Raw genomic sequence first — 12,582 nt, forward strand, 5'->3', positions numbered from 1 at the left:
TTCCTGATCGTCGCTCGGGGCTGGCCATTGCTGGCGCCTGTGTTTGGCAGCACGCAATTCGGTCCCGTTGCGCTCTGCGATCATGCGCTTGAGCTCGGCCACGCCCGCGTCAAGGCATGCTTTCCCTTCGAGATGATGAAACCGCAGCCAGAACGCAGTTCGCTCAGCATTGGAAGATCCGATCCCGGCGTTCCGCTCGAGGTCACCTATTGTTGCCATGTCATCAGCCCTCCGGACTCTAGTGTGGGCCGGCAGAAGATAAACGGTCGCGTAGCGCTGCGATCGCAGCGTCCTGTCGAGCCAGCTTTCTTGATAGGGCTTCGGCCTCTGGCTGACGCTCTGCTGTGAGGCCGGCTAGGTTGGCGCGATAGCGCTCGAGCAGGGTGCGGCCATCGGGCGCCTTTCCGCGATGGTAGCCAGTCTGGCGCCTCGCAAGCTTCGGCAGGATTGCCGTCATCCGGCGGGTGATCTGCCTGTCAATGAGTTCCAACTGCCTCTGGGTCTGACGGCGGGCGTCCTCCATGCGAGAGAGCTGGGTTTCGGGTGACATTACCGGTGCCATCATGCCGCCCTCGCGCTCCAACCGACGAAGCTCGACGGACCATCATAGGCGGCATGACGCGCGAGATCGATGACAAAGCCAAAGCGACCGCGCCTACCATATTCTTCATGAGGAACGAGAAAGCGACGCTCCTCTCGCTGGGATTCGCGATTGCCGCCTCTCTTGGCGAACACCTCAGTCATGCCGGAGTGGTGAGAGGAGATGATTGCAGAGATGACGATCCAGTCGTCAGCATGCACGCGATCAAACTCAGCGCGATCCTTCAACCAGGATTCCCCGGCGCTGAGCTGACGGCCGCGAAGCTTCTCCCAATAATCCGGGAAGGTGTTGCGCGCGGCCCCATTGGCGCACTGGCGCTCGTAGCCGGTGAAGAGATCCGGGAACGTCAAGGCGACGATCGCCCATTCGCTATCTTCCTCGTACCAACCGCCCGCGCTGCGAACCGAGGCATCGACCTGAAGATTTCGATCGGGAGAAAGATGAAAGCCGCCATGTCCTGAGGTCGAGTGGCTGACAATTCCCTCGGCATAGATCGTCGCCAGCTGCGAGCCGCCCCATGGCGTGCTTGCCGACATGCGTGTCTGGATGCGGGAGAAGGCTGAAAGTTCCCGCATGTGCTCCGCGGTCTCGATTGCGCGGAGACGGAACGCCGCTTCGTCCTTCACGCGCCCATCGTGGCGATAAAAATGGTGACGCCGCACTTCGGCTAACGGCTTGGTGATGCGCCAAGCACTGGCCAGAAAGAAGTCGCCGCTTCCGTTGGAGATCAGGCCGAGGAGGATTTCGCCGATGCGTGCAACAGGAAATCCGTCGGCGCTTGTCCCGAACTCGACGCCATCGGCGGCTGAGGAGATGGATACTGGGTCTGTGGCGGAGGTAAATGATGCTCCGTTCATGGTCGGGCTCCTTTGTTTGAAGGTCCTGAAAAGCAAACCGCCGCCGGGATGACCGGCGGCGGAGCGGAAGATTTGGAAAGGACTGGTGGGATTACTCGGCCGCGATCCCGTAGGCCGTTTCGTGGTCGTCGAGCGTGCCCGGACCCTCATCCGCTTCGACCATGTCGGAGACATCAACCTCTCCATGCCCGTCATTGGCGACGATACCGCCGTCAGTGCCATCGTCGGTCTCGCCCTCGTCCTGCGGGGTCGCTTCGTGATCAAGATGCTTGAGGAGGGCGAGAACCTCCGTCGGCTCCGGCGCGAACAGAGCAGACGGATGGACGAGGTTCGTATCGCCTTCGAAGTGGGTGACGAGAGCTGAGCGGGTCTCGCGGACACGCGCACGCGGCTCGACACCGGCATCCTTGGCGACGGTTTCAAGGGCCCGACGCGATAGGGATGCGAGGAAATCCGCCATGCCCATGTTCGGCAGGTAGCTGTCCGCACCGATCGCCTGGCCGGCGACACGGGACACGACGCCGCTGTTCGACATGCCGCGACGGCATGAGAGCACGTCGATCAGGGCTGCACGTGCAGCGCCGCGAACTGTATCCATGTCGAAAGACAGCTTGCCATCCTCGGTGAAGAGGCGAGCGGCATGGCGGCCGAAGCGCGCACCGCCGTAAAGGTTGCCGCCCGCGCCGGAGTCGACGCGAACGTTCTGTCCCGCGAAGGCAAGCACGAGCAGCGCCATCAGCATATCGTCTTCGATCAGAGCGCGGCCGAGGGCATCGTGCAGGGCGTCGGTGCGGAAATCGCCAATCATATCCTGACCCTTCTGGGTAACATCCGGGCGTGCCTTCGGTGTTGAGCCGGTATCGTCATTGATGGCGCCCTCGGCACCATTTGCACTGTCGCCCTTCGGCTTCGCCGCCTCGGGCATGCGGTAGTAGACGGTCTGAACCTTGCCGTCGCGATTGAGATAAAGGCCTGTGTTGTCGGATTTCGAGGGCTTGCCGTAGACCTGGCTTGCCTTCTTCGGCAGTTCCGGCTGACCCCAGCTGTTGACCTCGACGATCGCGCCGCGCTTCGGCAGATTGGACGTCATCCATTCGTGCTGGGCGCCGAGAAAACCTTCGACGTTGGTGGTGTAGCGGCTGTCCTGGTCGGCCGGCGCGAACAGATCTTCGACCCATTCGATGCCATAGGCCTCGCGCAGATCATCGCCGAAGCTGGCATCCTTGGCATACATGCGCTTCTTGGTCAGGGCATTGGCGATCGACCACCAGGCAGCGGTGTCGCCCTTCTTCGGCTTGTGCGCCTTCCAGACTTCCTTCTGTTCGACCTCACCGGCGGCAGCAATGATCCGCAACTGCTGCTCGGAGGGCATATCGCCCAGCGCCATCTGCTCGAGCATCGCCGGCAGAACGTTTGCAAGCAGGCGTAGCTTGCGGATCTGGCGAACGGGGAGCGCCAGCGCGACGGCGATCGCTTCCTCGGTCCAGCCGAGTGCGACGAGCCGCTCGATACCCCGCCATTGGTCGACCGGGTTTAGCGCTTCGCGTACGCTGTTTTCGACCATCGAGCGCATGGCGCCGTTGTCGTTCGCAGCATCCACCACGAGGATCTCGATTTCCCCGAGGCCCGCAGCGATCGCGAGGCGCACTCGGCGATGGCCGGCATCGATGATGTAGCCATTGCCACCATCCGCTTCGGGCGCAACGATGGGCGGCTGGACGATACCGACGGCTTTGATCGTCGCCAGCATCAGCGCATCGGCCTGTGGCGACGATTTCGTCTGACGCATGCGGTCGGGGTTTTCCTTCAGAGCGCGGGGATCGATCGTCTTGATCTGCATGGGACTGTCCTTTCGGGAGGGTTACGAGCCGGCGCCTTGCCAGCCCTTCCTGTCTTCATTTTTCTCGAAGACACCTCCGGGACCGCGGGGTCGGCCGAACTGCCGCAACTGCGGCCGAGCATCCCTGCTGGGCAGGACGAGCGGGGCATCTGCCCTGCGAAGGACAACCGGCCGGGATCGCACAGGCGGCGGTTGAGCGGAAGCGGCGGCAGGAGGACCGATCTGCGACCGGTTCCATTTTCTTTCCCTATACTTCGCCCCTTTTCTAATTTACATCGCAGCGATTACCCCGCCAAATGGCGCGGAGGTTCATCATGCAGCGCCAGATCTGCGTATAGACGCGGCCCGTCTGAAAGACTTAGGGGCGCCGTTTCAGAAGCGAGAACGCATCAGCCACTATCCTCTTCAGCGTCGCCTTTCGATCGGCCTCGACCGCGGACGTTGGGGCAGGGTGAGTGGCCGGAACCGGCCCGCCATCCTCAGGATCCGCAACCGGATCTGCGAGTGAGATAGCCGGTTTCGCAGCAACGACGATGTGCGAGACGGTCGTTTCGTCGGACTTCACAGTGACGGCGACTTTGTTGCCGGATCGGATCTGGTCGACCGCAATTCGAGCAGCGGCCTCCTCGTCGTCGGCTTCAATGAGAGAGGTCTGGATTACAAGATAAAAAGGCATGGGTTCCCGCAGTGTTATTCTTCAGGTCTCATCGCGCGCGCATCGGTCAAGGCGCCAAAAGCGAAAACGAAATCCGTATCTTGTATCCACATCGACTTAGCGGCCGAAGCGAAAAGGGCGCTCGACCCGTGCGGGGAGCGCCCTTTTCTCTGATCCCGGACGATATCGAAAGCCGCGGCGGTTGCCCGGCGGCAGGACATCATCGAAACGGGAAGTGATGCTCAGATATTGTTGATAGCCACAGATTTCAAGTCGCGGCGTGAGCGACCCCCTGATAGATGTCGCCGCCCATCCGATAACTCCCAAGTCGAGGCAAGATGAGCACGGACCCCAACACCCGGAAATCCATCGCGCAGCGGGCCATCGACAGGGCGAAAGGCCATGGCGTGCCCATCGATGAAGATCCGGCCTTCATCGCGCTTCTCGACGAATGGGTTCGCGGCGAGATCGATATGAAGCAGATGCGGGAGCGCTACCTCGGCAGACTCGCCCTGCAGGAGGCCGAGCAACGCGGCCGCCTCGCGCGCAGGCGAGCACGACCGGAACCAGGCGAGACCTGAAGACCTCCGGTTCCGGCCGCAGTTTCAAGCGGCCTCCTGGGCACCGTCATCCACGGCGGCGGCCGCCAGTTCGTCTTCGATCCCACGGAGAAGACGGCGCTTCTCGGAGAGCTCATCGGCGAACTGGAAGGTTCCGCCCGTGCGGGTTCGATAGGACGTCAGGCGTCGCTCGGCGTCATCCAGGCGCTGGCGATAGCGCCGTTGTTCCTCCTCGAACCCGTCGAGCCCATGCTCAAGCCGGGAGATCGCTCCAAGTGGGGTGACAGTGATAGCAAGCTCGATCTCGTAGTCGGCGCCGCTGCGCTGGATGAGCGTCTTGTAGCGATAGCCATCGCCCCTGCCGAACCGCTCGCCCTCATAGACGAGATCGAACCCGCCGATCGTCGCCAGATGAACCTCGCCCTCGTGCTGGAGCTGCAGAAGCGTGAGGATCTCTTTCATCAGTGAGCGGCCGGCCTCCTTGCGCTCGGTATGGCTCTCTCCCAGCACCGTCATCGTAAAGGCGTCGCCTGACGTGGGCTGGAGCCGCTCGAGGTCCTGGCCGACCTCACCGATGCGGCGGGTCGAGATCTCGATCTCGCGTTCGGCATCGCGCATCTGCCGGCGGACGGCATACTGATCGTCTTCGTGGGCGGCGCGGAGCCGTTCGAGCCGGGCAATGTCGGCTTCCAGGCCGGCTTTCTGCATCAATCGCTCGTCGCCGGACGCGATGGCCTTGGCCATGGCGAACTGGTTGGCGGCGCCTTCGCCTACATCTTCGAGCCTGCGGATCGACGTGTCGCCTGAAAGGGCAGCGGCGATAAACCGCGCCTTGCGTTCGTTGTTCTGCCACATGGAAGCGTCGAGACTTCCCTCGGTGGCATAGGCGAAGATGTCGACCTCGTCATGCTGGTTTCCCTGTCGAACGATGCGTCCTTCGCGCTGTTCGATCTGCGACGGCAGCCACGGGACATCGAGATGGTGGAGCGCTTTCAGCCGGAGCTGGGCATTGACGCCGGTGCCCATGGTCTCGGAGGATCCAATCAGGAAACGCACCTTGCCGGCGCGGACATCGCCGAACAGCCGTTGCTTGGCCTCGGTCTTCTTGTAGTCCTGCATGAAGGCGATCTCCGCCGCGGGTACGCCGAGCCGGATCAGCTCGTCGCGGATGAACCGGTAGGCCGAAAACCCCCGGGTCTTCTCGACATTCATAGTGCCGAGATCGGAGAAGATCATCTGCGCGGCCCCCGGCAGTTCGAAATCCTTGCCATCGGGGCGCCGGTAGACCGCATCACCGGTCTCCTTCCAGATCCGGTGCGCATTGCGGACCAGGAGATTCAGCTTGTTATCGTCCTCGTTCCCAGCCGCCGGCATGACGAACCGCAGATCGATAGCGGCGTGGCGGCCGTCAGTGATGACGGATAGAAGAATGTCGTCACCGGGTTTGGCCGGACCCTCGCGCTGTTCGATCATCTTGATCCTGCTGCCGAGCGTCTGCTGATAGGTCTTGAACAGCGCCGTCGGCTTCGCGGTCAGGATCTGCCGCCGGCCGGTCGAGATGTCGGGCACCCTCACATACTGCCGAAGGTCATCCGGCATGACCACATCGGCAAACGAGCGGAACATCGCGATCAGCTCGGGGACGTTGACGAACGACGCAAAGCGACTGACCGGCTTGTATTTGCCGGATGGTTGGATTTCCAGTTCGGTCGTCGTATCGCCGAAGCAGGACGCCCAGGCATCGAATTCATGCAGACCGCGCTCGAAAAGAGCCGCGTGGCCAAGCAGTCTCTGGATCGAGAACATTTCGCCTAGCGTGTTGGTGATCGGCGTGCCGGAGGCCAGCACCAGCGCCCGGCCGGGATTTTTCGTCTCGATGTAGCGGGACTTCACATAGAGATCCCAGGCGCGCTGCGAGCCGTTCGGATCGATGCCCTTCAGCGTCGACATATTGGTGGCGAAGGAGAGCTTGCGGAATTCCTGCGCCTCGTCGACGACGATCTGATCCACACCGATCTCCGAGATCGTAAGAAGATCGTCCTTGCGGGTAGCGAGACCTTCGAGCCGCTCCTTCATTCCTTCTTTCAACCGCTCAAGCCGCTTACGCGAGACGCGGTCCTCGCTGTCGACCTTGGTCAGCAGATCCTCGTATAGCTGCAGCTCGTCCTGGATCATCTCCTGCTCGAAGGCCGACGGCACGGCGATGAAGCGAAACGCCGAATGGGTGATGATGATCGCGTCCCAAGTGGCGGTCGCTGCCCGCGACAGGAAGCGAGCGCGCTTGTCCTTGGTGAAATTGGTCTCGTCGGCCACGAGAATGCGCGCGTTGGGGTAAAGAGCCAGGAATTCGCGCGCCGCCTGCGCCAGGCAATGGCCGGGGACAACCAGCATCGCCTTGGCGATCAGCCCCAGCCGGCGTTGCTCCATGATCGCGGCCGCCATCGTCATCGTCTTGCCGGCGCCGACGGCGTGGGCGAGATAGGTCGAGCCATCGGCGATGATCCGCCAGATGCCGCGTTTCTGGTGCCCATAAAGAACGAAGGCGCCAGAGGCGCCGGGAAGTTTCAGATGGGAGCCGTCGAATTTGCGCGGCGCAATGTTGCTGAAGCGGTCGTTGTAATCGCGGGCCAACCGGTCGGTGCGGTCCGGATCGGTCCAAACCCAGTCTTGAAACGCCTGCTTGATCTTCTGCAACTTGTCGCGCGCCGCCTCGGTATCGACGACGTTCAGCACCCGGCGCTCGCCATCGACATCCTTGAACACATCGAAGATCTGCGGGACGCGGCTGTTTAACGCATCGGCGAGCAGCTCGCCGGCATGCCGGCGGCCCGTGCCCCATTCGGATGTGCCGGCTGCAGAATAGCCGAGCTGGCGCGCTTCCACCGTCCAGGAGCCAAGCTCCGGCATGTGGTGGATGCGGATATCGCTTTCCATCCTTTCCTTGACGAAGGCGACGACATCCGCGGCCGGGATCCAAGGCGCGCCGAGGCGTGCCGTGATGTCCGACGGACGCAGGTCGGCCGGTTGGACCGCCTGAAGGGCACGAACATTGCGCTCGTAGACCGGATCAAGTTCCTCTGCTGCCTGCGCGGCCGCCAGCTTGGTGCGGACCGATCCGGAGAGATAGGCATCGGCAGTCTTCCAGGAACCATCAGCCGGATCTTGAAACACCGTGTCACGGAGGTCATCGATGACTGCGGAGATTTCGCGATGGAGGAGCTCGGCGATATGATCGAGATCGACATGGCCGCGCTCGTTGAGTACGACCGCCAGCGCATCAGCCGCATTAGTGATGACAGGCGACATCGGCGGAGCGATCACACGGGTGGCGAAGATCGGACCCGGCTTCGCCGTGTCGGTCTCCAGATCATAGTCCTCGATCGATGCAACCAGCCAGCAATCGGGATCATCGCGGAAGGGCAACAAGTTCGGCTGACGATGGGTCTCCTTCACCTCGCCGGTCTCTGGATCCTCCTGGATCGAGACGGTTGTGTGGTTGATCGGACCGAAGTCGCGGACGAATGCCGACCAGGCGAGGCGGAGCCGCACCTGCAGGTCGCGCCACGGCCGGTCCGTCTCCTGGGCCTTCAGTATCTCACGGACGGCATCGCGGATCGGGACCAGTTTCGAGATGATCCGAACATGCTTTTCAGAGATCCCGTCACCGGGGCGGCCCTTCCGGACGGTCACCGCTACCGCCGTGCCGTCGAGCATCTGCATCAGCCCCTTCGCCCGGTCAACGAAGAAGCTGCCTTCGCGGACCGGGCTATCCTTCGGCCTGAGGTCGACGATCTCGGCGAGCTCATCTTCCAGATCGATATCAATCGGGGTCGGCTCGCCGTCATAGACGTCGGCCGGAAGAAGTTCGATGGCGGCGTCGAGGATGGTGTCGAGATCGGCTCCGTCGCGGGCGACGCAGGTGTACGTCTCGCCAAACGGCCCAGAGGTGAGGGCATGGGTGCCGAGCACGAAGTCGGGATGGCGTGCAAACCAGCGGTTCACGCGGATCGCACCCTCATCGTCGACAGCAGGCCGCACCTCATCAACATCAAGCCAGATCTGATCGCCTTCCGGTTCTCCTGCCTTGCGCTTGCGGAAGAAGAGGATGTCAACGACGACATCGGTGCCGGCGTCGCGCCGAAAGCTGCCTTCTGGCAGGCGGATCGCCGCGATCAGGTCGGCGGTTTTGGCGATATGCTCGCGTGCGGTCGTAGCGGCCTTGTCCAACGTGCCATGCGAGGTGACGAAGGCGGCCAGTGCGCCCGGCTTCAACAAGTCGATCGAGCGCGCAATGAAATAATCGTGGAGCCGCAAGCCAAGCGACCGGTAGGCCCGGTCGGAGCGGACGGTGCGATCGGAAAAGGGCGGATTGCCGATGGCGAGATCGTAGATCGGCGCCAGATCCGTGCGGGCGAAGTCGCCTTCAATGATGCGAGACCGCGGCTGAAGAAGGCGCACGATGCGCGCCGTGACCGGATCGAGCTCGATCCCGGTGACATAGGCGGTGTCGCGGTACTCTGGTGGGATGAGGGCAGGGAAGAGCCCTGTCCCGATACCGGGCTCAAGCACCCGGCCCCCGCGCCAGCCGAGACGCTGGATCCCAGCCCAGATCGCCCGGACGATCAGTTCCGGCGTGAAATGGGCATATTGGGTGCAGCGGGCAAGCGAGGCATAATCAGCCTCCGACACGGCGGTTTCGAGCGAAGAACCGAGCGCGTCCCAGCCATCACGAAAATCGACCTCGCCCGGCCGGCGGAACATGCCATTGGCAAGCTCGCCAGCACCGAAGCCAGTGAAGCGGACCATCTGTGCCTGCTCCTTGGCGGTCGCCGGCCGCTCCTGCTTCACTATGCCCTCCGTGACCAGGATTGCCGCCACGTTGACGCGAGCACGATCCTTCCATGAGGCACCGAGACCGCGGTCGCCGTCCAGATAGAAATTCTGGCGCTGACTGTTCGGGCACGCCGCCGAAGTCACAACTGGCAAAGCCGGGGCGGGCGCCGGCGGAGTGGGATCGGGATCGTCGTCATTGGCCGCCACTGTGTCGAAGCCGCCAAATGCGGTGACACCTAGCGCAAGGCCTGAAGAGAGCGCAGAGCTACCGAACATGTCGAGAGTGAAAGGATCGTTGCTCATCGGGAGTTTTCCTTTTCGGATGCGCGCCATCGCTCGCCCGCCGCAATAGCGGGCTGGAAGCGCCTGATGGATTGAAGGGATTGATGACGCCTAGGCCGCGATGTCAGGCAGATGCCGCATATGAACGGGCAGTTTGGCGGCGATCTCATCATCGGTAAGGTCGTCCAGCAGCTTCAGAAGCGTGCCATTGGTGCCGCTCCACAGCATGACCATGCGCTGCCCCTGCATCACCGGTGGAAACCGATCGCCGGCATAGCCGCGATAGGCATTCGCAGTGCTGCTCCAGATATGTTCTAGTAGCTCTTCACGGGACATGGCGCGAACCGGCTGGGTTTCGCGCTCGAAGATCGTCGCCCGCATCGTCTCGACCGAAGTGGGATCGGACAGGTCGCAATAGCCGTGGAAGTACCGAGGCTTTCCGTCGATCCGCAGCGCAAGGAAGATGCTGGTGGTCGAGCCCGTTAGGAATTCGCGCAACGCGAAGATCGGCCCGCACATCCACAATGGCGGCAGGATATTGAGCATGTAATCGTAGAGTGCCTCATCAATTTCGAACCTTTCTCCGCTGTAAAGCGGAGCAGCATCGCTCTGCCACCGGTCGGGGCGCTGACTATGGCGATCGAAAAGCCGGAACATTTGCGGGCGCGTTGCGACGCCCTCGAAAATCTTGCGGATGGGGCAGGGGTGTTCATCTCTGGCTCCTTCAGGTTTCGGGACCTGGCGATGGCCACTCCATCACCTCTGTTTTAGTCCCTCATGACACCTTCCGGGCCGCCGGCATCCCGATCGGCCGCGTCAAGGGCCGGCTTTAGCCGGGCGAAGCCTCCCTTGATGCGGTCGGCGGCGATGCGGCACGCCTCTCTCTTCCTTCGCTCTTCAATTTCTCTCTCCTTCTCTCCTGCAGGACTTCATTCCAATCCTCCGCCGGCGGCCGGAGACGGACCGAAGGGCGATCGACCTGTGCGGCCAGTGCCTGAAGACGACGTGCGAACGCATCGCCTTGGCTATTGGCATCGGTGGCACAGACGAGGTGAGTGCCAGGGCAAGCGAGAAGGTCGACCAGCGCCGCTTCGGTTCTGGGCGACCATCCGCCACCGGTACTGAGGTATAGACTTCCGTCCTGCAGATCTTCGATCGTGGCGAGGCTCATCGCGTCGATGGCAGCCTCCGTCACGCAGAGACGGAGAGCGTCAGGCGCACCCAGGCGAAACAGAACTTTGCTGCCACCCGTCGAAAAGCCGCGCCAGTCAGGTCCGCGCTCTTCCCATCCAACCACCAATCCGGCGCCATCGCTATGGGCGGCCCACATGCTGCCGAATGGACCTTCTCGAACGATCCCTTGATTGATGGCCGAGCGCAGGATGGAGATCGGGATCGCACGCGACCAGCAGAGATACCTCCAGACGCCGGCTCCAGTAGCTGGAAGACCGCGACCTTGCCATCGTGTCAGAATATCCGCAGGCTCGACCTTGGACGGCGGCTTCTTCCAGATGACGGGTGCAGCTGTGAAGCCGATGAGATCGCCAACACGGTCGACAGCCTCTGAAAATCCTAAATGCTGAAGCAAGCAAGTAAGAGCGAAAACGTCGCCTTTGTCGTCGCTCAAGGGATCAAACCAGCCGCGACCTTCGTGGGTGACGATGATGATTTCCGCTCCGCGACGAAACTTCACCGCCCGGCGCGTGCTTTCCTTCACATCGACCGCGAACCCAGCCTGTTCGAGGACGGCAGCACAACTCACCGCCTCGCGTAGTTTCTCGATTTCTTCTCTTTTCATGATTTTTCCGATCGCCTGCGATCGTTCCTCAATTTAACTCCCCGCATGATCGGCGGGACATCTTCCAGCCGCCGCGAAGAGCAGAGGGGGCAAGGGCGCGGGAAGCAAGGTGCAAGGTTGCACCGCCCGCGGCGAAGCTTCCCTTGCCGCCGATAGGTCGCCAGCGGCACTCGGAACGGCAATTGCCGGCTCAGTGAGCCGGCCACGGATGAAATTCATGGATGACCGAAAGGTCATCATCGGCGTCGATCTCGTCAGAGGGCAGGACGCCATACTCCCCGTCGACTTCGAAGACGGTGACGGGGACCATCAGGTCGCGGGAGAGCTGGAAGGCGTGGGACTGTGCGAGAGAAAGATCGTGCGACATGTGAGAGGCTCCATTTGGGAGCGGGCCAATTCCCGCTCGATGGCTCCTCAAAAGGCCCTGGGACGGGCGCGATCACCGCGAGGGAGCAGCCCGAGTGGCCGCAGCTTGCTAGCGGACCCCTTGCGGGTTGATCGTGGAAGATCCGGATCTGGGCCAGGACGCCATCGCAAGAGAGCGGGTTTGGCGTGCTTCCGAATGGTGCCGCCCAGCCACAGCCGAATTCGAATGGAGTTGGACACTCAGCCGCGTACAAGCCAGACATTCGGGACATTTGCGGATGTCCTTCACAGACGAAAGGGAGAGGCGTGTATGCACACGCATGTGTTTGCAAACCGCTCGACGATAAGCCATGTCATGGAGGAGGTGAGGGCGAACAATGCTGGCATTCGGAAACATGTTGGACCTGGCGGGAATTGAACGAAGCACGGTCGGCTGCTTCGACATCAGGACAACCGGCATGCCGGGTTCCCGACACCCTATGCTTTATGGCGTGACCATCGCGAACGCTTCGAGGCATACCAGGCGACCCAATCCTTCGCCAGTGAGCCGAAACTGCGCGCGACCTACTGGGCCTCTTTCGTCGGCGTTCCCGAGCGGGAAACGTTGTTCGTTGGGCTATACGCAGCCCGGCTTCTCGGCCCATTGCCGGCCGATCGCCAGCACCCGATCACCGGCGGCATAGAGCCCGCCGGAAGCTGCAACGTTTACGAAGTTGATCGCCTGCCTTCGCTTTCCGAATACGCCGGCCGGCTCTGGATCGACTGGGGCGATAGCTATAGGTCCTGGATC

The 12,582-nt window shown here is 62.2% G+C and carries 9 protein-coding genes; 1 reads left to right on the forward strand and 8 read right to left on the reverse strand.

Going from position 1 to position 12,582, the window contains the following annotated elements; all coding sequences use genetic code 11:
* Positions 1-238 precede the first annotated feature (238 nt).
* The 4 genes from BA011_RS38960 to BA011_RS38975 form a co-directional block, all read right to left on the reverse strand.
* Positions 239-562, reverse strand: a complete 324-nt coding sequence (locus tag BA011_RS38960) for a hypothetical protein (protein WP_186806654.1) — start codon at positions 560-562, stop codon at positions 239-241.
* Positions 562-1,458, reverse strand: a complete 897-nt coding sequence (locus tag BA011_RS38965; RefSeq protein ID WP_065284739.1) for a DUF7007 domain-containing protein — start codon at positions 1,456-1,458, stop codon at positions 562-564. Before BA011_RS38965 ends, BA011_RS38960 begins: the two co-directional genes overlap by 1 nt.
* Before the next feature lie 91 nt (positions 1,459-1,549).
* On the reverse strand, positions 1,550-3,298 hold the full coding sequence (locus BA011_RS38970; protein WP_065284740.1) for a ParB N-terminal domain-containing protein: 1,749 nt from the start codon (positions 3,296-3,298) through the stop codon (positions 1,550-1,552).
* Positions 3,299-3,656: 358 nt separating this feature from the next.
* Entirely contained in the window at positions 3,657-3,974 is a 318-nt protein-coding gene (locus tag BA011_RS38975) for a hypothetical protein (protein WP_027690612.1), read from the reverse strand.
* A 317-nt stretch (positions 3,975-4,291) separates the two neighbouring features.
* Here BA011_RS38975 and BA011_RS38985 point away from each other — a divergent pair, with 317 nt between their 5' ends.
* Positions 4,292-4,534, forward strand: a complete 243-nt coding sequence (locus BA011_RS38985; protein ID WP_065284742.1) for a hypothetical protein — start codon at positions 4,292-4,294, stop codon at positions 4,532-4,534.
* A gap of 24 nt (positions 4,535-4,558) precedes the next feature.
* Here BA011_RS38985 and BA011_RS38990 read toward each other — a convergent pair whose 3' ends face one another.
* The 4 genes from BA011_RS38990 to BA011_RS44775 form a co-directional block, all read right to left on the reverse strand.
* Positions 4,559-9,649: a DEAD/DEAH box helicase family protein gene (locus BA011_RS38990; RefSeq protein WP_065284743.1), complete on the reverse strand. Its 5,091-nt coding sequence runs from the start codon at positions 9,647-9,649 to the stop codon at positions 4,559-4,561.
* Between the two features lie 90 nt (positions 9,650-9,739).
* Positions 9,740-10,324: a DUF1419 domain-containing protein gene (locus BA011_RS38995; protein WP_420493461.1), complete on the reverse strand. Its 585-nt coding sequence runs from the start codon at positions 10,322-10,324 to the stop codon at positions 9,740-9,742.
* Between the two features lie 133 nt (positions 10,325-10,457).
* Positions 10,458-11,426, reverse strand: a complete 969-nt coding sequence (locus tag BA011_RS39000) for a DUF3991 and toprim domain-containing protein (protein WP_065284745.1) — start codon at positions 11,424-11,426, stop codon at positions 10,458-10,460.
* 190 nt (positions 11,427-11,616) lie between these two features.
* Positions 11,617-11,793 (reverse strand): hypothetical protein, encoded by a 177-nt coding sequence (locus BA011_RS44775; RefSeq protein WP_011654724.1) that lies wholly within the window; start codon positions 11,791-11,793, stop codon positions 11,617-11,619.
* Between the last annotated feature and the right edge of the window lie 789 nt (positions 11,794-12,582).

The organism is Rhizobium leguminosarum (assembly GCF_001679785.1).
Taxonomy (GTDB): domain Bacteria; phylum Pseudomonadota; class Alphaproteobacteria; order Rhizobiales; family Rhizobiaceae; genus Rhizobium; species Rhizobium leguminosarum_R.

Excerpts from the sequence above, each read along its gene's own strand:
- BA011_RS38960 (WP_186806654.1), bottom strand. The coding sequence starts at position 562 with ATGGCACCGGTAATGTCACCCGAAACCCAGCTCTCTCGCATGGAGGAC.
- BA011_RS38965 (WP_065284739.1), bottom strand. The coding sequence starts at position 1,458 with ATGAACGGAGCATCATTTACCTCCGCCACAGACCCAGTATCCATCTCC.
- BA011_RS38970 (WP_065284740.1), bottom strand. The coding sequence starts at position 3,298 with ATGCAGATCAAGACGATCGATCCCCGCGCTCTGAAGGAAAACCCCGAC.
- BA011_RS38975 (WP_027690612.1), bottom strand. The coding sequence starts at position 3,974 with ATGCCTTTTTATCTTGTAATCCAGACCTCTCTCATTGAAGCCGACGAC.
- BA011_RS38985 (WP_065284742.1), top strand. The coding sequence starts at position 4,292 with ATGAGCACGGACCCCAACACCCGGAAATCCATCGCGCAGCGGGCCATC.
- BA011_RS38990 (WP_065284743.1), bottom strand. The coding sequence starts at position 9,649 with ATGAGCAACGATCCTTTCACTCTCGACATGTTCGGTAGCTCTGCGCTC.
- BA011_RS39000 (WP_065284745.1), bottom strand. The coding sequence starts at position 11,426 with ATGAAAAGAGAAGAAATCGAGAAACTACGCGAGGCGGTGAGTTGTGCT.
- BA011_RS44775 (WP_011654724.1), bottom strand. The coding sequence starts at position 11,793 with ATGTCGCACGATCTTTCTCTCGCACAGTCCCACGCCTTCCAGCTCTCC.